The following is a 24,494-nucleotide window of genomic DNA, read 5'->3' on the forward strand; positions in this document are numbered from 1 at the left end:
GTTTAGCTTGAAGCAGAGAAAATATTGTTAACTATAGGTAATACTGAATAGCTAACACTGAAGTGGATGGGTCAAAAGCTCAGTGTAAAATCAGTAACCATTACCAAGATTTGGGGGGAAGGTAGAACTTTTCTAGGGATAACCCTGACCAAACAATACGCGATCGCACTAGCAAAACTCCTAAGGTAATTATTCCCAAACTGACAGCTCTGAGATGGTTGTTTCCAGTCAAAGCTAACTGTCCCAGGTAGCTCGAACCAATCATCACGGCATGAATTGCAGCTAGGACTAAAGCAGGGATACTCAATAAATGAATCCGTCGCCAAAGCTTGCCCAAACCCTTCTGTAAGTGGTCAAAACTCGTGAGAGCCGCTGGGGTAATCAACACGAGGGCTAAAATTCCTGCTAACAGACCCCACTTATGCTGCGGTAGCATAAACCCCATAGCATCTAACTTCCAGTTCAAGGCATGGTCTAGCCTAAAAAATGTATGAGCGATCGCCAACACAAATGCCCCCACTCCTAAAGCCCGACGATAGCGTAACAGCCCAGCCCACAAACGACTAATCGGACGAGCAATCAAAGCTAACATCAGTAACAGCAGCGCCCCATGACCGGTGTAATCCACCATAGCATCGGTACGGAGAAGGGTTAAAATACCAATCGTGAGGGTAACCCAGCCTCCTAGGCGAAACAGCTGGCTGCGCTTGCTAACACTGAGTCTAGATGCAGATACACCCACTCCTAGCATCATGGGCATCGTTCCCAGTCCAAAGGCCAGCATCGTTGCTGCTCCCCACCAAAGATTACCCATTTCCGCTGCTTTAATCTGAGCAGCATACAGGAATCCACAAGGCATCAAACCCCAGACTCCTCCTAAAAGGGCTGGTGTCCACCACTGAGATTCCCCAGACAATTTAGTCATCGCGACCGTCAGCCGTTGATGCCCAATCCCTTTAGATAGGGGGTGTAATAGGGGCAGACGGGGAATCCAATCGGGTTTAAGCTGCACACAGCCAAACCAAATAAGCATTAAACCAGTCAGAATTGCCATGGCTTGGCGCAATCCACTGCCAATCCCAGCCAACTGACCACTAGCAATCAAGACCGAACCCATACCCCCAAGTGCAGCTCCGACAAGAGCATAACTAATTGTTCGTCCTAGGTTAAGGAGACTATGAAAACCCAGCTGATGGAGCCACTTTGGAGACTTTTCCTGCTGCTGAGATAGGGAAAACGCCACTGTCAGAGGTCCACACATTGCCACACAGTGACCAAAACTGCCCAGAAACCCTAGGGTCATGACCAGCAGCAAATCTAAAACCATTCCGTGCTTATGTTCCTTAGCTATAAGACTATGGTAAATATTATCATCAGCCATTCATCCTTATTGTGAACTTATAGCAATTTATAATCAAAAGATTCATGTGTGATCTTCGATATCCTCTGTATCTCCGGCATTTTCTGGTTAGGAGCTAAGAGCATCTTTGAAGAAATCTTAGCATTAAGAGTTAACCCCCATGACCATTCAACTGCGATCCCACATTTCCTCTACTGAAAACTCAGCACTCAGAACTGAGCAGTATTTTCCGATAATTTCTCACAACATTAAAACCTCTGCCGATGTCGGTGCTACCTTCCACATTGAACCCAATCACAATCCTCGCGCTAGAGAACCTGCTCTAGCATGGTTTGCCCTTACTCGCCAAGGGGGACAACTCATTCCCCTAGAGCAATGTGACTGTCAATTAGTGGTTTATTCTAAATCCTCATCAGACCAAGGGAATTCCCCTATCCTTGAGCCACAGCTCAAAGCTATATCAGCTGAAAAATACCTTGGTATTCCTGGAGCTGATCTAGTCTTTCCTAAAGCGGGAGTCTATGAGTTAGTCTTAAGCGGTACTCCTAAATCAGGAGCTAGTTTTAAGCCATTTGAGATCAAGTACGACGTTACAGTCACTCCTGGGAAAAAAACTGCGACTGTGCCAAGTCCTACCACTGAACCTGAATTTAACCAGCACTCAGAATCCTTTTCAGAATCCTTCGAGGATACTGCACCATCAGAGCCTCAATTATTACAGTGGTGGTTGCCCATAGGGATTTTTGCCTTACTCATCCTAGGTATAGGAAGTGTGTTGTTATGGAAAAAGGCAACCGGAAAAAAGTAAATATAACCCTACCTTCTACTAGGCAGTGGCGGGAAAACTACCACCGATAAAGTGAATATCACTAAAGGTTTCGATCCACAGACGAGCACCACAATCAAGAGGGTGATCCGGTTGATACACAATCCGACACGGACCAAGAATTTCGACCTGGTTGCCGTATAGATTGTTGCCGCTTCGTTTCACTGAAATCACTGGCTGACGCTCTTCGGGACGTTTAGTTTTGTTGCTACCAATGCGATTGCGATTGACATTGATCTTAGCTAGAGCCGGAGGACGACTTTTACGCCACTTGCCCTTTGGGCCACGGCTGCCCTTGATGATTTGCGGTAAATGATTGAACAGAGGAATAATCCAGAATTTGCCGCTTTTATAGGCACCCCGGACGCGACCGTCTTGGAGGAGTTGTCTCAATCGTCTAGAAGATATTCCTAACAGAGATGCTGCTTCAGTAGTACAAACGCACTTGTTCATCAGTTAACTCTAAACTTGATTTGATTAACTATTCCGACATATGTAGTATAATGAAAATCGACCATTAATGTCAAGTTGTGCTTAACTGGAATAACTTTTTGTTGAAAGAGGGGATTTATCCTATTCTTAGTGAAGTGTTGGGATCCATCCTGCTAGGAATTTTTACTCAATAGAGCTAGGAACCGAAAATAGAAAGAAAATCGAAAGATATAATAATTCTTTAATAATTCTTAATTAACTAATAATTATCAAATGAACATTCTAAGTAACCTGCTTTCAGGAGTCACTAATCCCTCTAATCCCTCCCGTCCCAAGAAAAAACGCCGACGGATTGAAATCAAATCTGAGCGTGAAATTGAGATCATGCGGCAGGCGGCAACTATTGTGGCAACAGTACTCAAAGAAATTTCTGAAATGGTTGAGCCAGGAATGAGCACAGCGGATTTAGATACCTATGCCGAAAAGCGGATCCGTCAGATGGGAGCAACCCCAAGTTTCAAAGGCTACTACGGCTTTCCTGGGTCGATCTGCAGCTGCCTTAATCACGAAGTAGTTCATGGTATTCCTAGTGCCAAGAAAGTAATTTGCAGTGGTGATGTGTTGAAAGTTGATACAGGTGCCTACTATCAGGGATTTCACGGAGACTCATGCATTACTATTCCGATTGAAGAGGTTAAACCAGAAGCGAGTCAATTAATTCGGGTGGCAAATGAAACCCTCTACAAGGGCATCGAACAGGTTAAAGCAGGGAAGTACTTGTTAGACATTGCTGGTGCGATTGAAGACCATGCCCAAACTTATGGCTATAGTATCGTGGAGGATTATACGGGTCATGGTGTGGGGCGAAATTTACACGAAGACCCCTCAGTGTTCAACTTCCGCACCCGGGAATTGCCGAATGTCAAGCTGCGTGCTGGGATGACTTTGGCGATTGAGCCAATTTTGAATGCTGGTACTAAGTTCACACGCACCCTATCTGACCGTTGGACAGTCGTTACGGTCGATAATTCTCTATCCGCTCAGTTTGAACATACTGTTTTGGTAACAACTGATGGCTACGAAATCTTGACTGACCGTACCAAGGTCTAACTATAGCGTTACTTATGAACTAGTGAAAGACTTGCTGGCACATGGAACTTATCAGTGGGTAGTCGGTATGCGTGAATAGAGGAGCATCTCCTACTCCAGGGGAAATGGTCTAGGTGTACCATTTTCTCCCAAGCCATAGCTATTGCTTACCAGATTAGGTATGATATATTGGGTTGGGACTATTTCTAAAAACTACCAAATTTCTGGCTGTTAACAGCCGGGATACTTGATCGCAAGTAAGCGCGAAGTTTTAAAACCCAGTCTCGTCAGAGCTGGGATTAAAAACGATTAACGCGCTAATTTATTTGGCACTCAGTCTTTTCTGAGCAATCATCATCACCCAATCAATGTAGCCTTATAATAAGGAAGTTTCCTCTAGGCGGTGAGAGCATCCACATCGCAACCCCACTCAGAAAAGTAAATGGGTGAAAAATATTGTTGGACGGTGCTTCTAGTAACTAGTTACATAGACCGCAATCTATCTACTGCTAAAAAACTCCCGATCAGATCTCAGGGGTGTTGATCAGGTTGCATCTAATTTCTTTCTTCTTAGTTACTTTACTAATCTCCGGAACTATGACCAATCAAATAGTCGAAAAAATTGCCGGAATGTCTCTGGTAACTATTAGCTTTGATAGGGATTCGACAGCTGTTTCAAAAGAAAACCCCCAAACCGTTGAGCCTAGGGGTAATTATCAGGGTGCATCTACCATTTATTTCTTCTGATTGATGGGATTGATATCCGGAAAGATGACTACTAAATGGCTAACAAAACCCACGGGATAAATTTGCTCTTAGCCAACAGCCAGTTGAGAAGCTGATGGCAACATCTACAGGTGCGACCCGTGGCGAATTTAATTCGCCAACGGCAAGCGCACCTAAAAAAGAAAACCCCCGAACCGTGAGCTTCAGGGGTAATTATTAGGGTGCATCTACCATTTATTTCTTCTGATTGATGGGATTGATATCCGGAAGGATTACTAGTAAATTGACTAGTCAATCAATCACAAAACCCACGGGATAAATATGCTCTTAGCCAACAGCCAGCTGAGGCGGTGATGGCAACATCTACAGGTGCGACCCGTGGCGAATTTAATTCGCCAACGGCAAGCGCACCTAAAAAAAAAAATCCCCCGAACCGTGAGCTTCAGGGGTAATTATCAGGGTGCATCTACCATTTCTTTCTTCTGATTGATGGGATTGATATCCGGAAGGATTACTAGTCAATTTACTAGTCAATCAATCACAAAACCCACGGGATAAATTTGCTCTTAGCCAACAGCCAGCTGAGGAGCTGATGACAACATCTACAGGTGCGACCCGTGGCGAATTTAATTCTTAATCCGGAAAGCGCACCTAAAAAAAAATCCCCCGAACCGTGAGCTTCAGGGGTAATTATCAGGGTGCATCTACCATTTCTTTCTTCTGATTGATGGGATTGATATCCGGAAGGATTACTAGTCAATTTACTAGTCAATCAATCACAAAACCCACGGGATAAATTTACTCTTAGCCAACAGCCAGCTGAGGAGCTGATGGCAACATCTACCAAAAAAAATCCCCCGAACCGTGAGCTTCAGGGGTAATTATTAGGGTGCATCTACCATTTATTTCTTCTGAGTGATGTTACTGAAATCCGGAAGCTAAGGTATGGCTAAAGATTCTATATGATTGCTAAACCTAGAGAGGACTTTACTTTTAGCTGACAGCCAAGTTATGGTCTATGGCAGCATCTACCAAAGAAAACCCCCGAACCGTGAGCTTCGGGGGTAATTATTAGGGTGCATCTACCATTTCTTTCTTCTGAGTTACTTCTCCACTATCCGGAAGGTTTAGCAGGGGATGATTGACGACTAGCGGCAAGACCGTTCCTCGAAAGTTGTATTAATTATCAATAGACCCCTAGAGAAAACCCCGGAAACTGGAGCTCCGGGGATAATTATCAGGGTTCATCTACCATGCTTTTATTCTAAGTGATTTTACTGATATTTTAACACATATTTTTATTGACATATATAAATAGATGTGTTAATGAAGTTCTATAACAGTAAGTCAGTTGACGCTCTAGGTATAGCAGAAGTCATTTGTCAGAAGTCATTTGTCAGAAGTCAAACTCTTGCGCTTCTTGATGCAATAGCGAGTGGGGGAAACCCCCAAGACCGCTTAGGTGCGCTTGACCTTGGCGAATTAAATTCGCCACGGGTCGCACCTCTGCATCGCTTACAAAGGGTGTGAGACTAATGTCGATGTCCTAACTGCCCTGGCGACTGCTATAACACAGGCATGACTTGAGCTATAGCACTACGCGCTATATCAGCTTATTGAGGGGTGTTCAAGGTAAATCATGTACTTGCGGCAGTTAGCCCAATCAATGCTTAAGTTTTCCTGGATTGTTGAGCTAACTGCTGAGAGGTTCATAGCTAAATGCTGACATGACGAGATAGGATGATCTACAAGGTGAAGACTATAGACCCACGTAACTATGCCACGCACTCAACGCAACGATAACTTTATCGATAAAACCTTTACGGTGATGGCAGACATCCTCTTAAAGGTTCTGCCTACCAATAAGCAAGCCAAGGAAGCTTTTGTCTATTACCGAGATGGTATGTCAGCTCAAGCGGATGGGGAATATGCTGAAGCTATGGATAATTACAAAAAAGCGTTGGAACTGGAGGAAGACCCCAACGACCGCAGCTTTATTATCTACAACATGGGGCTGATTCAAGCCAGTAATGGTGAGCATGAGCGTGCTTTAGAACTCTATCATCAGGCTCTTGATATCAACCCCCGTATGCCTCAGGCCCTTAATAATGTAGCCGTAATTTACCATTATCAAGGTGAACAGTCTAAGGAAGCTGGGGATAGTGAGGGGGCAGAAGCTTTGTATGACAAAGCGGCTGATTATTGGAAACGAGCTATTCGCCTTGCTCCTAATAACTACATTGAAGCCCAAAACTGGCTGAAAACTACAGGTCGTTCTACGATGGATGTTTACTTTTAGCGGCTAGCTTCTAGTTAATAAATTTGATAGTCTGTAAGCTATCAGCTATCAGCGTGTCGCGTATCAGCTATCAGCTAATGCTCTAAGCACAGGCTAAGTGGAAAGCTTTTGAATAAAACAGATGAGCATTCGTTTAATCTTTGTTATCTCTACTGCCAGGGATTCATAGTCTTTGGCTGATGGGCAAATCCCCAGACTTTGAATTATCATTAATCTCGAACTATTAAATTATCCCGTTTGCTCAATGCCCATGCTACGGGAACTAGCTTTATTTTAAACATGATAGCTGACAGCTGACCGCACCTCAAGTAGCACCATCTGTAGCGCATATGCTTACGATAGTCTTTATAGTTTTTGATTTCGGCTAAGCCTTTTTATAACCAAATTATGATAGACCGCGAACAAGTCCAAAAAGTTGCCAATCTTGCTCGTTTAGAACTGAAAGCAGAGGAAGAGGAGAAATTGGCAGCTCAGATGAGTAGTATTTTCGAATATTTTCAACAGCTGAGTGAATTAGATACTGAGGATGTGCCGCCCACTACACGGGCGATTGATATTAGCAATGTGACTCGACTGGATACTCTCAAACCCTATACTGACAGGGATTGTATGTTCAGGGAAGCTCCTGAGCAGGATGGTGATTTCTTCAGAGTGCCAAAAATTATCACTGAAGGGTAAGCTATCAGCGTGTCGCGTATCAGCTATCAGCTATTAGCTATCAGCGTGTCGCGTATCAGCTATCAGCTATTAGCTATCAGTTATCAGCGAACAGCGATTAGCGCTACGCGCACGCTACGCGAACAGCTTATGTGCTATGGGCACGATGATTGAGGAGGAAACCGTTAATACTACAATAGGTAAGTATTCGTTTAATCTGAGTTAAGTCACAGCGTCGTTCGCACAGCGTGGCCAAACGCGCACGCGTGGCCGTTCGCGTAGCGTGGCCAAAAGGCCAAAAGGCCAAGGCCAAAGCCTGTGCCACAAAGCTTTTCGCTACGCTGGGTTGATTTTAAGCTGACCGCTGACCGCTGACCGCTGAATGCTTACACTGAAGGATAACTGGGGTTGAAAGGGTTAACTAATAGTTTGTTGTTGATGGTTGATGGTTGACGGTTGAGGGTTAACTATCAAAATAAACCATAAATTTTTCAATTAAACTATAAAAAACACACCATTTTATGGTAGTGAATTCCTCAGCTTTGATTTCTGATCCTTCCTTAGACCCATGCATTCCCAAGTAGATTTCCAAGATGCCTTTGATGTGATTGTAGTTGGCGCGGGACACGCTGGTTGTGAAGCCGCCCTAGCTTCAGCACGGTTGGGCTGTCGTACTATCCTACTTACCCTCAACCTAGACAAAATTGCTTGGCAACCCTGTAACCCAGCAGTGGGAGCACCGGCCAAGTCTCAACTCACCCATGAGGTAGATGCTTTGGGTGGAGAAATTGGCAAAATGGCTGACCGTACCTACCTGCAAAAGCGGGTACTGAACTGTTCACGGGGACCAGCGGTTTGGGCTTTGCGAGCGCAGACGGATAAGCGAGAATATGCGGCTGTGATGAAGGAGATTGTAGAAAATCAAGAAAACTTGACTCTCCGGGAAGCCATGGTCACGGATTTGGTGCTAGGGGCTAATGATCAGGTGATAGGTGTTCAGACTTACTTCGGTGTGGCTTTCCAAGCATCGGCAGTAATCTTGACAACTGGGACTTTCCTGGGTGGACGGATCTGGGTGGGAAACAAGTCCATGTCAGCAGGACGGGCTGGGGAATTTGCGGCAATTGGGTTGACTGAAACCCTTAACCGCTTAGGCTTTGAAACGGGACGACTCAAGACGGGAACCCCCGCACGGGTAGATAAGCGCTCCGTAGATTACAGCAACTTGGAACCTCAACCAGGGGATGAGGAGGTGCGCTGGTTTAGCTTTGACCCAGATGTGTGGGTCGAACGAGAGCAGATGTATTGCTATCTGACCCGTACGACTTCTGAGACTCACCGGTTGATTCGGGACAATCTTCATCTATCCCCAATCTATGGAGGCTGGGTGGAGGCTAAAGGACCCCGTTCCTGCCCTAGTATTGAAGATAAAATTGTGCGCTTTGCTGATAAGGAAAGCCACCAGATTTTTATTGAACCAGAAGGACGAGATATTCCAGAACTCTATATCCAGGGATTTTCTACTGGATTACCAGAGAATTTGCAGTTGCAGCTATTGCAAACTCTTCCGGGATTAGAAAATTGCGCTATGCTCCGTCCTGCTTATGCGGTTGAGTATGATTATTTACCAGCGACTCAGTGTTATCCAACACTGATGACTAAAAAAATTGAGGGATTGTTCTGCGCTGGACAAATTAATGGTACCACTGGCTACGAAGAAGCAGCAGCTCAGGGGATTGTAGCGGGAATTAATGCAGTGCGCTATGTAGGCCATCAGGAAATGGTGGTGTTTCCTAGGGAAGAAAGCTATATCGGCACGTTAATTGACGATTTGTGTACCAAAGACCTGCGGGAACCTTACCGAATGCTGACTAGCCGTTCGGAGTATCGGTTACTATTGCGGTCCGATAACGCTGACCGCCGTATGACTCCTTTAGGACGGAAACTGGGTTTGATTGATGACCGTAGGTGGCAGCTGTATCAACAAAAACAGGGAAACATCACCACAGAAAAAGCCCGACTCCAGTCGGTACGGATTAAGGAACATGATCCAATCGGAATTGCGATCGCATCCGATACCCAGCAAAAGATCAAAAACTCGATTACCTTAGCTGAGTTACTACGTCGTCCTGGTTTCCACTATGTCAATCTAGACCAATATGGACTCGGTGACCCTAACCTGAATCAGTCGGAACGGGAAGGAGCAGAAATTGATCTAAAATATGATGGTTATCTTAAGCGTCAGCAAAAGCAAATTGACCAAGTTTCTCGGCAAGCTAATCGGCAGTTACCACCAGATTTGGATTATGCTGCTATTGAAACTCTATCCAAGGAGTCTCGTGAAAAGCTTAGCCAGGTCAAACCTATGACTATTGGTCAGGCATCCAGAGTTGGCGGGGTTAATCCAGCAGATATCAATGCCTTGCTGGTATATCTAGAGGTGCGGGAACGAAAGTTCACTGCTGTTGTGGCTCCCTAATTTCAGGTTCGTTATTGCTCCCTGGTTGATCACCAGACGGGATATCCAACCATGGGAGGATTTTTCCCATAGAAAAGTCTAGTTTTGGGTCTCGGAAGATAATCTTCTGAAAGATATAGTCATAGTCATAGTAACGAGAGATACCATCGATGTCTCAGGATGTGATTACCAAAGAAAAATCAACAGAGCGGTTGAACCCTCCCCTTCCCATTCAGCCATGGTCGGTAGATGCTGAAGCCGATAGGTTAATGGATGATTTATTTGGGGATCTGTACCAAATGATTGAGAACGGCTGCGAGTTGCCGACAGAACCCCCTGAGCCAGACTATGTCTCCTTGGAACCGATAGCAATCCCGAAAATTCCCATACCAGGGGCAATCATTCCGTTTCTGGAATCCCCACTCCCCTCAACACAGGAGTTAGCCGAAACCACCTCAAGTGAGTTGCAAACGACAACGGCAGATACTAACTCTAGTACTGTCGCCGATCACTCTGGTCAGTTTTTAGACAAGCTCCTATGGGCTTTAGCCTTACTGTCCCTATCAGCAATCACAATGATGTGGCTGACTAGCCAGGGAAAGCTAACTTGGTCATGGTTGAACAACTTAGTGGCTTTGGGATCAGTTCAACAAGGCAAAGTCTCAGAACCTGATGCCCAGTTTATTAACTATATGTTGCGATCGCTAGAAGTGATTGACCGCAAAGCAAAAGCTATCAAAAAGCCTGTGATCGCCCAATCATTACCAAACCCCACGCCTCCCAATCGTCCGGTAGCTCATAATTCAGCACCAACTGCACCACCAACTGCTGTCAAAGAACGTGTCTTAGAACGAGTTTATTACATCCCGATTGAAAAGGTTCCAACCCCTGATCCTGCCATAGCATCCTCAGCGCCATCAGCGCCAGTTAAACCATCCCCTCCTACCACCCCTAAAATTACACCTAAACCATCACCAATCCCGAAACCACCGTCAAATGCTGTTCTAGAACCACCACCACCAACTATTCTAGAATTACCGCCACCACCAATCCCAGACCCCCTGCCCACCGCTACTCTTGACCGACTCCCTCCGCCCCCACCTCCCCCACCCTCATCACCTGCCATCAAACATACCTTGGTGGGATTACTGGAGCTAGGAGAACAATCTGCTGCTTTGTTTAAAATTGATGGTGTTACCCAACGGGTTAAGCTGGGGGAAGCAATTGCTAATAGCGGTTGGACTCTAGTCTCTGTAGATAATCAGGAAGCAGTGATTCGACGCAATGGTGAAGTTCGTTCAATTTACGTTGGACAACATTTTTAGTTATGTAAGATCATGACTGTAATAAATCACCATATCGAATTTAAAAAACAAATTCTAACGCTCTAAGGAAATTAACAACAGGATGGCTCGGTTGCCAATTGCCAATGGTATTTTATAGTCGATTATATTATGTATGCGTACGCGTAGCGTGGCCAAAGGCCAATCGCGTACCCGATTTGTGCGATCGCGATCGCACAAATCCCAATGCCCAATTTTAAATTAACTATTCATAACTAACTATAGTTATAGCAGTCGCCAGGGCAGTTAGGAGATGACAAAATTCTCACACCCTTTGTAAGCGCAAGAGTTTGACTTCTGACTTCTGACTTCTGACATCTGACATCTGACATCTGACATCTGACATCTGACTTCTGACATCTGACTTCTGACTTCTGACATCTGACTTCTGACTTCTGACATCTGACTTCTGACATCTGACATCTGACTTCTGACATCTGACTTCTGACATCTGACTTCTGACTTCTGACTTCTGACTTCGTTAGAGTCGATGCCTGGTATTACCCAGGGCACCTCTCCTTCAAATCTGGGCGTGCGACTTTCACCGCACCCAGCTCCTAGATATCCTGACCTTTCGGTCTGCTTCCGTGGATTAGTTGATGGCAGCTGTGATGAACTGCTAGCAAATTCTTTGGTTTCCAGTTATCGTGGTTTCCATCAATATGATGTAAGTGTACGACTTCTTCCCCTAGGAATTTGTGTCCACATTGTCCACAGGAATGGTTTTGCTTAGTTAAGGCTTTGGAGGTAGCATTATCATAGAGCTTGCTATTGCGTTTGCTCCAGTAAACTAGGTCACCATCATAGGGTGACTTAGTCCCTTTAACATTGACATGTTTGTTCTCTGAATAAGGTACCGCCGGAAATGCTTTGTTCACTAACCTTACGGCTTCGTGTTTGTCGATTTTCTTTTCCTTTATGAATTTACGGCGTGCTGATTCATTTGCAAACCATAAACTATTTCGGGAGCCGTCCATCTTGCCATACCGGTGGTAGTTTCTCCAGCCCCGAACAATGGGGGCTAGTTTTCTTGCCTTAACTTTTGCACCATAATTCGAGTTGCTGACCACGGCTTTGATTTTCTTTCGGGTTGTTTTATAGTTTTCCGGTGAGGGGAAACTTCTGAACTTTCCGTTTTTCTGGACTCGAAAATTCCAGCCCAGGAAGTCAAATCCGTCTGTCGTTTTAGTTAGCTTAGTCTTTCGAGCGCTGATTTCCATTCCACGTTCGGCGAGGAAGCTCTTGATTTTATCTAGAATTTCCTCTGCATTGTCTTCTGGCTTGAGAATTATTACCATGTCATCCGCGTAACGAATGCTATTGTGTATATCTTCTATTCCATTAAGTGCGATATTGGCAAGTAATGGGCTGACGACACCTCCTTGTGGGGTTCCTTGCTCAGGGAATTCAGGATTGACTCCTGCTTTTAAGCATTTGAAAATCCCGTATTTTAAGCCTGATGGTGCAATTATCCCGTCCATGATGGATTTATGGGAAATGCGGTCAAAACATTTCTTGATATCTAGCTCAATTATTCTTTTGTTGATGCCGTTTTTATTTGAGCATAAATTCTGGAATATCAGCTTCTGAGCGTCGTGAGCACTTCTTCCGGTTCTGAACCCGTAACTTCGGGCGTGGAACGTGGCTTCATGTGCTGGTTCTAACGCATATTTGGCTAGACATTGCCATGCTCTATCGGCAATTGTAGGGACTTTGAGAGTTCGAGTTTTACCATTTTTCTTGGGTATTGGGATTTCCCTAAGTCGATTATGCTTCCAGGTAAAAGCATAATCTTTGAGTTCCTCAAGAAGCTCGAATCTTTTTCGGTAGGAGAGGGATGCCTTTCCATCAACACCGGCTGTCCTTTTACCTTTATTGAGCTGTGTCACTTGACGGATGGCCAAAAGTTGGGCTGAACGGGATTTTAGAATCAGTTTTTGTAATGACCGAGCTTTCTTGAGGTCACCATCTTGAACTGCTTTAAACACTCGTCTCTGTAGGCGGAATAAATTTTGCCGGAGTTTTTTCCAGTTTTGTTCTTTCCAGAGTTCACTATGTTTTACCATGTGTCTAACTATGCTCTTCATTGATTTGTGTTTTCTAGATACCCGTGACCAGTTTCCGGTCACATCCTACCCGACAGGAGGGATTAGATTTGGCATAACTTACCGGGGTTTCGACCCTTCCCCAGACCTCTGCTGGTGCGCTTTCCACTGACGAATTAAATTACGGGGTCGCACCGTTTGCTGTCGTTTTTACTTGTTCCGTCCTTTGGATTGTTTTGGTGATTTAGGGTGATTCAGTTTGCCTACCCTCTTCTCGGAGATTGCAGCTATCAAGCAATATGCTGCGAGAATGAGAGGATGAAGTCCACACATTTCCCAGGCTGTGGCTTTGTCATGAGACACTTTTTTAGAATCTGTTTACCCGTGTCACCTCCCTATTAGCGCCGGGGAACCTACCTGTTTCAGTCCTGATTGCGCCCTGCTGCCAGCTTCACTCTGCGAGGTTGCCGCCTGCTCGGTGTGGCCAGATAAGGAGTCACTTCTCTCCTGAAGGGCGGGGTTTTCACCCGCATCCGTTAGACAGTTAGACTTTTGAGGTTTTTATTCCTCGCGAAGTCCCCTACTCATACCCCTCTATTTTCTAGAGGCTCCTAGTAGGAACAAGCCGCACTGACTTCTGACTTCTGACTTCTGACTTCTGCTATACCATTCCTGTAGCTATTTCAGATAAGCTGAGATATGTTGATATAACAGAGTTAAAAATATATGATCTAATAGGATATAGGATAGTGGTGCAGTGGGACTATTTGAAGACCTGAATCGATTTCTAGAAAGTCGTCTAGAAGAATTTCTCCGCAACAATCCTCATCTAGAGTTACAGGCACTAGAGGAGCAGTTGCGCGAGCAAGAAAAAGACACACTGCGGCTAATTATTGACTTACAGCAACAGGAAAAGCGGTTGCAAGACCAAATTCTCGCCGTTGCCAAAGACATTCAACGTTGGCATGAGCGTATTGACAAGGCGAAGTCCCACAACAGATTTGATTGGGCTAAAGCAGCTCAAGAGCGAGAAGCAGCTCTGTTACGTCAAGGCAATCAGCTTTGGGGCCAGATGGAAGGGGTTAAACAGCGAATTACGAAAGCCAAGGAACTCCAAGAACAGATTAAAAACCATCGCGCTGAAGTGCAGGCTAAAGCTAGAGATACAGCAGCAGCTCGCGCAAGTTCTCAGCCTAAGCAGAACTCCCAGACATTTGCCTGGAATCAGACTACCAACAGTAACCAATACAATATCCCTTCTGGTGTAGACCCTTTAGAGCAACAGTTTAAAAGCTGGGAAATGGATGAAGAGTTGGAGCAAATGAAGCGGAATATGAACGGTTGATCTAAGCTATCAGCTATCAGCTATCAGCTATCAGCTATCAGCTATCAGCTATCAGCTATCAGCTTTTGAATCAAAGAGGTAAGCATTCGTTTCATCTGAGTTATTTCACAGGCTAGAAGCCTGATCCACAAAGCTGATCGCTTAGGGTGAGACAAAGCCCAACGGCTGAAAGATGACATGAATTCTTCATTCATTCTTTTTTTCAAAAGGACGATTAATAATAAAAGAAATTGATTTTTGTGGGAGAGGCAAGGTAGGAAATAAGGACTGCTTTGTAGCGTTTAATTTAGCAGTATTGGCAATGTCTTGGTCTTGGCTGTCTTGGCTTAGATTAGGAGCAGATGAATCAGATGGGAAGGAAGGCTGGCGAAAAATCCAGCCTGGATGCTTGCCATAGTTAGAAGCGATCGCTAATAAGGCTCCTGCTAAGATAAACACCGGTAGTGGTAGAGTTACGTGTCTAACCCACTGGTAGATTTCCACCATAACAAAAAACACCAAAACACTGGCTATCCAAATTCTTATAACTCTATCCGATACCATGCCAATCTTATGCTCTGATTCGGTTTGTTCCGTCTGAGGAAGCTGATGGAATTGGAGTCACGCAAACATTTATCCATCAGCTCCTGTAGACCATACTACACCTTGGCTGCTACTTTGGCTTCACCAGATACTAAGCTTTCATAAGTTGACCGCATCTTCAGACCAACGAGAACCTGGAACAACCCAGAACCGTTGTTAGAGCCAGGATAATCGGTGTGCTTGAGCAATAACTCGGTCATCTCTCCATAGTACTTGGTTGAGGTCTTGCTGAGGTGACTTTCGATGTAAATCATCTCCTCTAGGTTATCGAACTGACCATCTACCTCTAGTACAGAGACTTCGTTACCCATGTAGCTGTCTGGCCCATAGTACATTTTCAGACCAGGATAAGCACAGGTTAGCTTGCGACCACAAGGTCTCCAGTCGATGGTTGACCCTTCATCAAACAGATAAACTGGGTCGAAGTTTTCCACCCCTTCCTTCTGAAGTAGGCGCACCCGCAGTAGATTGCTTTCCTTAGCTGCCTCTCCCTGAAGCAGCTGTGTGGGAAAGATTTGAATGACCACATCAGCGTATTGCTTCTGGACTTCAATGTAAGCTTCAAAGTCTGGACGTCTAGCTTCAATCGACGCTAGGATATCCTCATAACGGTGGCCCCGTTCTGCCATGTCCCGCTGGATTTTCCATTGGATTTTGACTTCATCGCTAATGTCTAGGTAAACGCCGAAGTCAACCAGCTCACGCACCCGCTCATCATAAAGAGGGTGCAGACCTTCAATGACTATGACTTTATTTGGCTCAACCCGTTCTGGTGGATCAATTTCACCGGTCTCATGGTTGTAAATAGGTTTGTCTATGCCCCGACCTTCTTTTAGCGCTTTGATTTGCTCATACATCAAGTCAAAGTTATTTGCTTTAGGATTAAGGGCAGTAACCCTTTTTTCTTTGCGCTGTTTGCGATCCAGACTGTGATAGTCATCCAGACAAATCACCGTCATGAACTCCTGGCCAAATAGGTCGGTCAAACGCTTCAGAAACGTTGATTTCCCGCATCCTGAGTCTCCAGCAACTCCTATAACTACCACCCTCTCCAGATCTGTGGTCATATCTTCCCTCTAACGTAAAACATATTCTCAAATCAGTTTTCAGTAAGCCAAAGCCCAAGCCTGGGAGCAATCTGACACACGCTTATAGTGGTGCTTGATAACATGCCACCATAAATCCACTCGCTTAAGTACTAACCACTAGGGAAGACCAAAGCCAAGCTCTGCTTAAGTATTTACTACTAGCTGCTCATAGTGGATTCTACCAAAACCAGATTGCTTATACAAGGCTGATTGTCAGTAGCATTACCTCGCTTAGTACTTATGCTAAGGTTTGTTGGGCATTTTTTAAAGAAAAAATTAAACTGACTCAGGATTTACAGTTTTTGAGTTACTGATCATGTAACTTGAGAGTAGTGCCTACCAGTGCCTCTACACTAATTCTCTCCCTGATAAACCAAAAACATTACTGGGCATAGCTTTACAATGTTACGCTAATAAGGCATTATTCGGGGTTATTACTAGCTAGCCGCTCACCCATCGACCGTGAGTCTGTTTGTGGTGCCAAGGCAAGTCTTAGCAATACATAGTTAGCAATACATAGTCAGTTTGGTTTGGAGCAATAGAAGCAATGTACAGTCCTAGCGAGTCTACTAATTCCAGCACTGTTACAGAATTTGGTAGTCGCACTTACCTTTATGAGGTAGTCGGTCTTCGTCAAAATGGACCGATTCGTCAGAGTGGCACAGTTTTGTTGACGGTGCCCTATAACCGCATGAAGCAGGAAATGCAGCGTATTGCTCGCATGGGAGGGAAGATTGTAAGCATTAAACCTTTATCCAGTAGTGCCGCTAATGGGTCAGTGGCTCAAACACAACCTACCCAGTCAGAAAACACAACTAAGCCTACCCAGTCAGAAAACACAACTAAGCCTATGACTCAAGCGAAACCCAAAAAGGCCAAAGATGATATCCCTGTCAATACCTATCGACCCAAAAACCCCTTCATTGGTAAGTGTATATCAAACGAACAACTAGTCCGGGAAGGGGGTATTGGTAATTGCCGTCACCTCAAATTTGACCTTTCTGGAGGTGATCTGCGGTATCTCGAAGGTCAAAGTATTGGTATTATTCCCGAGGGTACTGATGACAAAGGCAAACCCCACAAGCTTCGTCTGTACTCCATTGCTTCTACTCGTCACGGCGATGACCTGGATGATAAGACAGTATCCCTGTGTGTCAGACAGCTGCAGTACAAACATCCGGAAACTGGGGAAACCGTAAACGGTGTTTGCTCTACTTTCCTGTGCAATATGAATCCAGGGGATGATGTTAAAATCACTGGACCGGTCGGTAAGGAGATGTTGCTGCCATCGGACCCCAATGCCAATATCATCATGATGGCAACGGGCACTGGTATTGCACCATTCCGCGCTTTCCTATGGCGGATGTTTAAAGAGCAGCACGAAGATTACAAGTTCAAGGGCTTGGCTTGGCTGATCTTTGGTATTTCTACTACCCCTAACATCCTCTACAAAGATGATTTAGAAGAAATGCAGCAGAATAACCCAGATAACTTCCGCCTCACCTATGCCATTAGCCGTGAGCAGAAGAATTCTGAAGGGGGCAAGATGTATATCCAGCACAGGGTGGCGGAACATGCTGACGAGTTGTGGAAGCTGATGCAGCAACCAAACACCCATACCTACATCTGCGGATTAAAAGGTATGGAAGGTGGTATTGATGAGGCTTTGACTGCTGCAGCTGCTAAGGAGGATGTAGATTGGACTACATACAGACAGCAAATGAAGAAAGCACATCGCTGGCACGTTGAAACCTACTAGGTTACGGCTGGTATAAAGTAAATCCTCCAAAAGGAGGATTTAGAGCAAACTAGCGCGTCTGTTTCTTTTGGCCATAGGGCTGAGGGACACAGGCGCGCTACTGTTTATTTGAGTTGATTCTAACTACCTTGCTCACAGAATGAGATTTATGTTAAATTTAGTTAAAATAACGTTACAATAACTTGTGTTATCACGAGTTATGTGGCAATACCCCTCAAAGGTATTGACCAAAAATACAAAAATACTCAGGAATTACGCAAGTGCCCCCTAAATCCCCCAATTCTGGGGTACTTTGACATCATTACCCCCCAAAATTGGGGGGCAGGGGGGCAAAACCAACTAAACTTCGTAAGTTCTAATACTATAGGCAAACGGTTTTAGGGTATTGAATCGATTTTTGATCTTGATTTGCTTTGTAATCAGATCCTCCCTAACAGGGTGATACCAGCATTCGTTACCAGTAATAGAGGCGAATAAAACATGAAATTTTCTTGGAGAATACTCCTACTCTGGACATTACCTGCCCTAGTCATTGGTTTTTTCTTTTGGCAGGGAACATTTGCCAGTACTACCGGGAATATGGGTAGTAATACCGCCAGTACTCGCATGACCTATGGTCGCTTCTTGGACTATATTGATTCCGGTAGAGTCACTAGTGTTGACCTCTATGATAGTGGTCGCACAGCGATTGTAGAAGCTGTGGATGTGGATCTTGATAACCGCTTACAACGGCTGCGAGTAGATCTGCCAATTAGTGCGCCGGAACTGATTTCTAAGCTTAGAGAGTCTAATGTTGCTCTGACATCCCATCCCGCTCGCAATGATGGGGCAATTTGGGGACTGCTGGGGAATTTAATTTTTCCGATTCTCTTGATTGCAGGATTATTTTTCCTATTCCGTCGCTCCAGCAACATGAATGGTGGTCCTGGTCAAGCGATGAATTTCGGGAAATCCCGGGCGCGGTTCATGATGGAAGCGAAAACTGGGGTCCTGTTTGATGATGTCGCCGGTATCGAAGAAGCGAAAGAGGAACTCGAAGAAGTAGTTACATTCCTCAAGCAACCGGAACGGTTTACCGCTGTCGGAGCACGAATACCTAAAGGGGTGCTGCTCGTCGGTCCTCCTGGAACTGGTAAAACCCTCTTAGCTAAAGCGATCGCTGGTGAAGCAGGAGTGCCTTTCTTTAGCATCTCTGGTTCCGAATTCGTGGAAATGTTCGTGGGTGTTGGTGCCTCTAGGGTTCGTGACTTGTTCAAAAAAGCTAAGGAAAATGCCCCTTGCTTGATATTTATCGATGAAATTGATGCGGTAGGACGGCAACGGGGAGCTGGAATTGGTGGTGGTAACGATGAACGGGAGCAAACCCTAAACCAATTGCTGACGGAAATGGACGGGTTTGAAGGAAACACCGGCATTATCGTGATTGCGGCTACTAACCGTGCGGATGTGCTGGATACAGCTCTGTTACGTCCCGGACGCTTTGACCGCCAGGTGATGGTGGATCCCCCAGACCTGAAAGGGCGGATTAAGATTTTGGAAGTCCATGCTCGGGATAAAAAACTGGCTTCAGAAATTTCCATTGAAGTGATCGCAAGACGGACCCCTGGATTCACTGGTGCTGATTTATCCAACCTGCTCAATGAAGCTGCTATCCTGACTGCTCGCCGTCGCAAAGAAGCGATTACAATGCTGGAAATCAATGATGCGGTTGACCGGGTAGTGGCTGGGATGGAAGGTACTCCCCTGGTAGATAGCAAGAACAAGCGATTGATTGCTTATCATGAAGTTGGTCACGCTATTATTGGTACCCTAGTCAAGGATCACGACCCCGTACAGAAAGTTACCCTGATTCCCCGGGGACAAGCTCAAGGTCTAACCTGGTTTACTCCTAGTGAAGAGCAAGGTTTAATTACCAGATCTCAGCTTTTGGCTCGCATTACTGGAGCGTTAGGCGGTCGAGCTGCGGAAGAAGAAGTATTCGGTGATGCGGAAGTCACTACTGGTGCCGGTGGTGATTTGCAGCAATTGACTGGAATCGCACGGCAAATGGTAACTCGCTACGGCATGAGTGACTTAGGTTCTCTGTCCTTGGAAAGCCAAGAGGGAGAAGTCTTTCTCGGTGCCGGATTAATGTCTAGGGCAGAGTATTCTGAAGAGGTTGCTGCTCGGATTGATCAGCAAGTTCGTCAAATTGTGGAACATTGCCATCAAGAAGCACGAGATATCATTCGAGATAATCGAGATGCGGTTGACCGATTGGTGGATCTGTTGATTGAGAAAGAAACTATTGATGGTGAGGAGTTCCGTCAAATTGTAGCTGAGTACACCGATGTGCCTGAGAAGCCACAGTATGTACCTCAGTTATAAGGGCTTCAAGAAGGTTGAAGGTTGAAGAAGGTTGAAGGTTGAAGGTTTAAGGTTGAAGGTTGTTCGCGTAGCGTGGCCGAAAGGCCAAGGTTGAAGGTTGTTCGCGTAGCGTGGCCGAAAGGCCAAGGTTGACCGTGAATCCTTAACAAACAGCCTGTTGATCTGATTTTAGAGGATCTAATGGTTAAGGCTACAGCAAAATTTAATTGGTAGTTGAGTGGGCATCGAACCCATGCCAATACCTACTATGCTTCCCCGGCTTGTTCAGAAGTCGGGGATTGTTGTAATTTTGTTCATTGAATATAGCGGTTTTCTTGAGCAATCAAGTATAGCGAATTTTCTGGCGTTGCTGAATTAAGGAATGAATGTGCGATCATTTGGTTTTATTAAAGCCCCCTAAATCCCCCAATTCTGGGGGACTTTGATAGTTTTGTTCCCCCCAGAATTGGGGGGCTAAGGGGGCAAAACCATACGCATAATCAGCAACGCCAATTTTCTTCCCCTTGCTCTCTATTCCCTGTTCCCAGATCCGCTGTTCCCAGATCCGCTGTTCCCTTTACTAAACTACCTCACCCAATTTAAAACCGCTATATTGATTAATCCAAATATGGCAAGATTACTTGAAACTTTGTTCCCACACCAACTTCGCTGTCCAGGTTAATCTTACCCCGATGCAATTCAACACATTTTTTAGCAATAGCCAGACCTAATCCTGTTCCTTTTATAGCACCAACATTAGTGGCTCGATAGAAAGAGTCAAACACTCGTTGCTTTTCTTTTGACGGAATACCAATCCCTGAATCCCGAATAGTTAAAATTGCTTCTTCTGGCTGACAAAATACGTCAAACTTAATGATGCCTCCTTGGGGAGAATATTTAACCGCATTAGATAGTATATTAGTCAAAATTTGTCCAACTAACTGTTCATCTAAATTAACTTGACTAGAATTACTCTGAGTAGAAAAATCTATTTTATAGTCACTACTTAAAGTAACCTGTAAATTATTAATAATTTTTTGGCATAGTTTCTCTAGATTCAAGTATTCAGGATGACAATCAAGTTCCCCTGATTCAGTTTTATCTAGGAAAATCACATTGGTCAGGAGTTGATTCATGTGTTCAACTGCCCATCCAATTTGTTGAAAATGTTTCAGTCTTTTATCTTCTGACAATTTCTCACTGTACTTAGCTAGCAATTCGGTAGACGATTGAATCATCATCATTGGAGTACGAAACTCATGAGATATCGTACTAATAACCCGAGATTTAAGTTCACTGAGTTCTTTTTCCTGTTCTAGGGATTTACGAATGATTTCTGAGCGACGTTCTCGTTCTTGGATATCCGCTTCCAATTTGATTTTCTCTTTTTCTAAAGCTTGAGCTTTTCTAAGTTCAGTGGTGTCTTGTAGCATACCAGAAAAACCGGTAACCACACCATCAATCATCAAGCTTGAATGAATATTAATCTCCCCCCAGCGGCACTTCCCTGTTTTGGTAACATATCTTATTTCATGTTTAAAGGAATCCTTTTCACCGTTGACTAGAGACTGCCACAATTGTTGATAACGTTCCTGATCATCAGGATCAATAAATTTTAGGCAATTTTTCCCTAGACTTTCTTCTACAGTAAAGCCAGTGAAAGTAGTCCAGGCGGAATTGAGAAATATCCAGTGTCCAGTGGCATCGATTTGAAAAAACACTTCTTTAACACTTTCTACCACAGAACGATATTGTTTCTCCCTCTCCCGTAAGGTTTTTTCTGCTCGATTAGCTTCGATCAGACGACGGACACGCTTCCTTAGAACTGATGGTTGGATGGGTTTAGTTATATAATCCGTTGCTCCGACTTGAAATGCCCAATCAACGGAAGCTTGGTCATTAAGTCCAGTAATCATTAATACTGGTGTTGATTCATTTTTAAGTAGCTTTTGGATTTGGGCGCAACACATAAACCCATCCATCACTGGCATCATAGCATCCAGCAAGACTATATCGGGTTTTAGCTCAGTATAAGCTGCCAGACACTGCTGCCCATCTCCTACATCTTCGACGTTATATCCCTCATTTTCCATAATTGTACGCAGCATTATCCGGGTTTGTTTATCATCATCGGCGACCAGGATTATAGGAGCATTGTTTTGTTCAGTATTCATCATATTTAAGCTAGTTTATACTGTTATTATAGTAAGCGTTAATAACGGTTTATCTCAGAGGTTGTCTGAGAAGTCTCATTTGCTACATCCAAGCCCCCTAAATCCCCCAATTCTGGGGGACTTTTAGAAGCAAATGGACTCTTCCCCCAAAGTTGGGGGGTCAGGGGGGCAAAATTCAATATCAAAAAACTTTTCAGATATCCTCTCACTAGTTTTGGATTTAATTAAGGTATTAATTTAAAATTAAAATAATAAACAAATGGTTATTAAACCTCAATTTCAGCATTGTTAACTGACGCAATAACCTAACGGACTTGTAAATATATTGATAAACATTACTATAGTTGTCAACCTTAGCACAGGCATCTTACCTGCACAAGGATGATGCTCACAGGAACAATTTATTTGACGAATCAAATCAGATAGTAGTTTGAGAAGGTTTAAAAGTCCCCTGCTTTATCTTCCTGGATCATCTCTAGTTGCTAAAACCGTATTGTTGGGGATTTTTTTGAGCTTGCAGTCAATTAAGATCTAGAAGAAATTACTCAAAGTGTGGACTGTTGACTGTGGACTGTTGACTGTGGACTAGCAATAGTCAACTTAAGCCAATGCATAGCCTACCCAAATTTTAGTGAGGCACACACCAAATTTTTTTCCTCTGGTCTGCTTCTTCCCACTCTGCCCCTCTGACCCTAAAAAAAAATAAGAGAGTCACAACTGCGGCTCTCTTAATCATCAGGGTGCATCTACTGATCTAAATATAACACAAATAATGAGGGGTGCAACCCCTCACCCCAAAAATCTAAAAAAATGTTATTTTATATACCGTCTTCAGGGAAAAGTTAACTGGAAACGGATGGGTTAACCCATGTAACGGATATAACGGAAGATGATATGGTTCTAGAAAGACTCAACTTGTTGTCAAGGCGTCAAACTCTGCAATGGCTAATCTTTGCATCCAGCACCTTTATCCTGGGGGCATGTACTCCCCCAAAGCAAACATCTTCTGGCAATGACTTGGGTGATGCTAAGCCCAGCCCATCGATGTCTTTCTCTCTAGGGGTGACCACTTGGATTGGTTTGACTCCTCTTTTGATTGCGCTCAAAAAAGGCTTCTTTCAGGAACTGGGGCTAAGGGTTGACCTGAAAACCTTTGGCTATAATCCCGATTATATCTCTGGCTTTTTAGCAGGAAAACTGGATGCTATTGCTCCTGTAACTTCTGAAGCAGTCTTATTGGCAACTAAGGGCAAAGACTATCGCATTGTTTTGGTAGAGGATAACTCCGTTGGTGGGGATGGCATCTTAGCCCGCAACAGTATTAGTAGCATTAAGGACTTTAAGGGTAAGAAGATTGCTGTTGAAAAAGGGGCAGTTAGCCATTTCTTTCTACTAAAAGTACTCACAGCAGTTGGGTTGAGTGAAGCTGATGTTACCTTGGTGAATGTGGATCCAGCCGGAGCAGCAGCAGCTTACCAGGTGGGGAATGTGGACATTGCTGTTACCTATGCACCATTCCTAAAACAGGCTAACTTGGCTCAACCTGATGGACGCATTATCTATGACTCGTCCCAAATACCAACAGCGATTACGGATGTTTATCTGTTTGCCACTGAGTATATCGAAGCTAACCCAGAGGCGGTGGAAGCCTTTGTCAAAGGGGTTTTCAAAGGACTAGGGTTTCTCAATCAATATCCATCGGAAGGGTTAGCGATCGCAGCTAAGGAGTTGAAAATTAAGCCGGATGCCCTAGCTGCTGATCTAAAAGGCATTAGTATCCCAGACGCTCGTGCCAATCTGGAGATGCTAGGAAATAAGCAGAGTGATTCCTACTTACGGTCGCCGTTGATGGATGTGGCGAGATTTTTGGCAAACCAAGGCAAGATTGATACTATTCCTGATATGGAGCAATTCCTGGAACCCAAATTTGTCAAAGCCGCTTTAGAAACATTGTAGAGAAACATT

At 44.4% G+C, this 24,494-nt stretch carries 20 protein-coding genes; 11 read left to right on the forward strand and 9 right to left on the reverse strand.

All coding sequences use genetic code 11. The annotated features are described in order from the left end of the window. Nucleotides 1-100: 100 nt before the first annotated feature. Nucleotides 101-1,327, reverse strand: coding sequence for an urease accessory protein UreH domain-containing protein (locus tag F6K64_RS06550; RefSeq protein ID WP_044492285.1), 1,227 nt, complete (start codon nt 1,325-1,327; stop codon nt 101-103). 193 nt (nt 1,328-1,520) lie between these two features. Between F6K64_RS06550 and F6K64_RS06555 the strand changes: the two genes are divergently transcribed. Continuing rightward, entirely contained in the window at nt 1,521-2,168 is a 648-nt protein-coding gene (locus F6K64_RS06555) for a hypothetical protein (protein WP_287251941.1), read from the forward strand. An 18-nt stretch (nt 2,169-2,186) separates the two neighbouring features. Here F6K64_RS06555 and F6K64_RS06560 read toward each other — a convergent pair whose 3' ends face one another. Then, on the reverse strand, nt 2,187-2,639 hold the full coding sequence (locus tag F6K64_RS06560) for a MerR family transcriptional regulator (RefSeq protein WP_287251943.1): 453 nt from the start codon (nt 2,637-2,639) through the stop codon (nt 2,187-2,189). A gap of 252 nt (nt 2,640-2,891) precedes the next feature. Between F6K64_RS06560 and map the strand changes: the two genes are divergently transcribed. The 4 genes from map to gatC all read left to right on the forward strand — a co-directional run bounded on the left by map (nt 2,892) and on the right by gatC (nt 7,410). Further along, a complete protein-coding gene (gene map, locus F6K64_RS06565; protein ID WP_287251945.1) occupies nt 2,892-3,728 on the forward strand; it encodes a type I methionyl aminopeptidase in 837 nt (278 codons plus the stop codon). A gap of 576 nt (nt 3,729-4,304) precedes the next feature. Beyond that, entirely contained in the window at nt 4,305-4,454 is a 150-nt protein-coding gene (locus F6K64_RS06570; protein WP_158026457.1) for a hypothetical protein, read from the forward strand. 1,756 nt (nt 4,455-6,210) lie between these two features. Then, complete coding sequence (locus tag F6K64_RS06575) at nt 6,211-6,732, forward strand: photosystem I assembly protein Ycf3 (protein WP_287250777.1); 522 nt, start codon at nt 6,211-6,213, stop codon at nt 6,730-6,732. A gap of 387 nt (nt 6,733-7,119) precedes the next feature. Then, nucleotides 7,120-7,410, forward strand: a complete 291-nt coding sequence (gatC, locus tag F6K64_RS06580) for an Asp-tRNA(Asn)/Glu-tRNA(Gln) amidotransferase subunit GatC (protein ID WP_008179681.1) — start codon at nt 7,120-7,122, stop codon at nt 7,408-7,410. A 127-nt stretch (nt 7,411-7,537) separates the two neighbouring features. Here gatC and F6K64_RS06585 read toward each other — a convergent pair whose 3' ends face one another. After that, nucleotides 7,538-7,714: a hypothetical protein gene (locus tag F6K64_RS06585; protein WP_287250779.1), complete on the reverse strand. Its 177-nt coding sequence runs from the start codon at nt 7,712-7,714 to the stop codon at nt 7,538-7,540. Nucleotides 7,715-7,957: 243 nt separating this feature from the next. Here F6K64_RS06585 and mnmG point away from each other — a divergent pair, with 243 nt between their 5' ends. Continuing rightward, the gene (mnmG, locus tag F6K64_RS06590; protein WP_008179680.1) at nt 7,958-9,868 is read left to right on the forward strand and encodes a tRNA uridine-5-carboxymethylaminomethyl(34) synthesis enzyme MnmG; all 1,911 of its coding nucleotides are present in this window, start codon (nt 7,958-7,960) and stop codon (nt 9,866-9,868) included. Between the two features lie 149 nt (nt 9,869-10,017). Further along, entirely contained in the window at nt 10,018-11,172 is a 1,155-nt protein-coding gene (locus tag F6K64_RS06595; protein WP_008179677.1) for a hypothetical protein, read from the forward strand. A gap of 264 nt (nt 11,173-11,436) precedes the next feature. Here F6K64_RS06595 and F6K64_RS06600 read toward each other — a convergent pair whose 3' ends face one another. Continuing rightward, nucleotides 11,437-11,703: a hypothetical protein gene (locus F6K64_RS06600; RefSeq protein WP_287265106.1), complete on the reverse strand. Its 267-nt coding sequence runs from the start codon at nt 11,701-11,703 to the stop codon at nt 11,437-11,439. A 44-nt stretch (nt 11,704-11,747) separates the two neighbouring features. After that, on the reverse strand, nt 11,748-13,256 hold the full coding sequence (locus F6K64_RS06605; protein ID WP_081431844.1) for a group II intron reverse transcriptase/maturase: 1,509 nt from the start codon (nt 13,254-13,256) through the stop codon (nt 11,748-11,750). A gap of 736 nt (nt 13,257-13,992) precedes the next feature. On the opposite strand from F6K64_RS06605, the gene F6K64_RS06610 reads away from it, so the two are divergent. Then, the gene (locus F6K64_RS06610; RefSeq protein ID WP_008179675.1) at nt 13,993-14,580 is read left to right on the forward strand and encodes a TIGR04376 family protein; all 588 of its coding nucleotides are present in this window, start codon (nt 13,993-13,995) and stop codon (nt 14,578-14,580) included. 186 nt (nt 14,581-14,766) lie between these two features. Here F6K64_RS06610 and F6K64_RS06615 read toward each other — a convergent pair whose 3' ends face one another. Both F6K64_RS06615 and F6K64_RS06620 read right to left on the reverse strand, forming a co-directional pair. Next, nucleotides 14,767-15,123, reverse strand: coding sequence for a hypothetical protein (locus tag F6K64_RS06615; RefSeq protein WP_287250784.1), 357 nt, complete (start codon nt 15,121-15,123; stop codon nt 14,767-14,769). Nucleotides 15,124-15,218: 95 nt separating this feature from the next. Next, nucleotides 15,219-16,229, reverse strand: a complete 1,011-nt coding sequence (locus F6K64_RS06620) for a phosphoribulokinase (RefSeq protein WP_008179669.1) — start codon at nt 16,227-16,229, stop codon at nt 15,219-15,221. 568 nt (nt 16,230-16,797) lie between these two features. Here F6K64_RS06620 and cpcD/petH point away from each other — a divergent pair. Together cpcD/petH and ftsH2 are read left to right on the forward strand one after the other, a co-directional pair. Further along, nucleotides 16,798-18,009 (forward strand): bifunctional rod-capping linker CpcD/ferredoxin--NADP reductase PetH, encoded by a 1,212-nt coding sequence (gene cpcD/petH, locus F6K64_RS06625; RefSeq protein WP_287250785.1) that lies wholly within the window; start codon nt 16,798-16,800, stop codon nt 18,007-18,009. Nucleotides 18,010-18,489: 480 nt separating this feature from the next. After that, the gene (gene ftsH2, locus F6K64_RS06630; RefSeq protein ID WP_287265107.1) at nt 18,490-20,376 is read left to right on the forward strand and encodes an ATP-dependent zinc metalloprotease FtsH2; all 1,887 of its coding nucleotides are present in this window, start codon (nt 18,490-18,492) and stop codon (nt 20,374-20,376) included. A gap of 5 nt (nt 20,377-20,381) precedes the next feature. Here the strand turns inward: ftsH2 and F6K64_RS06635 are convergent, their stop codons facing one another. Further along, nucleotides 20,382-20,525: a hypothetical protein gene (locus F6K64_RS06635; protein WP_287265108.1), complete on the reverse strand. Its 144-nt coding sequence runs from the start codon at nt 20,523-20,525 to the stop codon at nt 20,382-20,384. A gap of 447 nt (nt 20,526-20,972) precedes the next feature. Then, nucleotides 20,973-22,529, reverse strand: a complete 1,557-nt coding sequence (locus F6K64_RS06640; RefSeq protein WP_008191754.1) for a hybrid sensor histidine kinase/response regulator — start codon at nt 22,527-22,529, stop codon at nt 20,973-20,975. Nucleotides 22,530-23,423: 894 nt separating this feature from the next. Here F6K64_RS06640 and F6K64_RS06645 point away from each other — a divergent pair. Continuing rightward, a complete protein-coding gene (locus tag F6K64_RS06645; protein ID WP_008191749.1) occupies nt 23,424-24,485 on the forward strand; it encodes an ABC transporter substrate-binding protein in 1,062 nt (353 codons plus the stop codon). Nucleotides 24,486-24,494 lie beyond the last annotated feature (9 nt).

This window comes from Moorena sp. SIO3A2, from assembly GCF_010672265.1.
GTDB classification, from domain to species: domain Bacteria; phylum Cyanobacteriota; class Cyanobacteriia; order Cyanobacteriales; family Coleofasciculaceae; genus Moorena; species Moorena producens.